The sequence below is a fragment of the Kitasatospora sp. P5_F3 genome (assembly GCF_054049135.1).
The window spans coordinates 1-1,058 of the sequence record NZ_JBFUMY010000193.1 but is presented as its reverse complement, the minus strand read 5'-3'; the positions used below and the strand labels follow the sequence as shown (position 1 = coordinate 1,058).

The window sequence follows — 1,058 nt, the reverse complement described above, 5'->3', positions numbered from 1 at the left end:
GGTTGATCTCGGAGACCGCGCCGACGAGGGTGGTTTTGCCGACGCCGAAGCCGCCTGCGACGACGATCTTCGCGGAGGTGGTGGCGCGGGTGGGGGTGGCCGCGTTAGAGCTTGCGAAGTCCACTGAGGACCCTTTCGAGCAGCGTGACATCGGGCTGGTTGCCGGATTCGCCGCCGGCGGCGGGCTGGTGGATGGCGACGAGGCCGGCCTCTGCGAGGTCGGCCACCAGAATGCGTGCCACCCCGAGGGGGAGATTGAGCAGCGCGGAGACCTCGGCGACGGACTTCACCTCGGTGCACAGGGTGCAGATCCGCTGGTGCTCGGGGAGCATCGAGGCCAGCCGGTCCGGGGAGACATTGGCCGAAACCAGTGCCTCCAAGGCCAGTTCGTACCGGGGCCGGGTACGGCCACCGGTCATCGCGAACGGTCGGATCAGCGGTCCCGAGTCGTGGTCGTCGTCGAACTCCTCGACGTGGCCCGGCTCTTCGTCCTGTTCAGGAAAGGCCTCGGGCCCCGGGTAGTCCTGGTAGCCGTGCCGCCCGTACTGCGCGGACCGGTCGTACTGGGACTGGCTCGGCTGCCCGCCGTACTGGTGGGACTGGGGCGGGGGCTGCTGCTGCGCGAACTGCGGCTGGCCGTAGGCGGGTTGGCCGTACGGCTGACCGGGGCCGACGCCGGGGGCTCCGAAGGCGTCATGGCCGGTGCCTGGGTACGGAACGCCGTACTGGCCGCTGCGGTCGTCGGGCGGGGTCACGGTTCCTCTCCTCACAAGGTGCGGCGGTGCGGTGCAGGCACCGACCCCCGAGGGGCCGCTGCCGGTGGTGCGAAGGCCGTACAACGCCCGAACCCGGGCCCACTGTTGGGGCCCGGGACGGACATGAGGTCATTCGAATACCAGGACGGTATCCGACGAACCGTCAGTGCAGGAGACTGCCCTGGAGTTCTGCGCGGAGTGCGGGGGTGAGGACGGCTCCGGCGCGGTCGACGAGGAGGGCCATTTCGTAGCCGACGAGTCCGATGTCGGAGTCGGGGGCGGCGAGGACGGCGAGGGAGGAGC

At 70.3% G+C, this 1,058-nt stretch carries 1 protein-coding gene and 2 pseudogenes; all 3 read right to left on the bottom strand.

Annotated elements, in window-relative coordinates; translation table 11 throughout:
- A pseudogene (locus ACXJMZ_RS37280) lies at window positions 1-124 on the bottom strand (ATP-binding protein); the annotation flags it as partial.
- A complete protein-coding gene (locus tag ACXJMZ_RS37275; protein WP_457034426.1) occupies window positions 105-755 on the bottom strand; it encodes a DUF742 domain-containing protein in 651 nt (216 codons plus the stop codon). The pseudogene ACXJMZ_RS37280 and the gene ACXJMZ_RS37275, both read right to left, overlap by 20 nt.
- A gap of 163 nt (window positions 756-918) precedes the next feature.
- Window positions 919-1,058 (bottom strand): annotated as a pseudogene (locus ACXJMZ_RS37270) (roadblock/LC7 domain-containing protein); the annotation flags it as partial.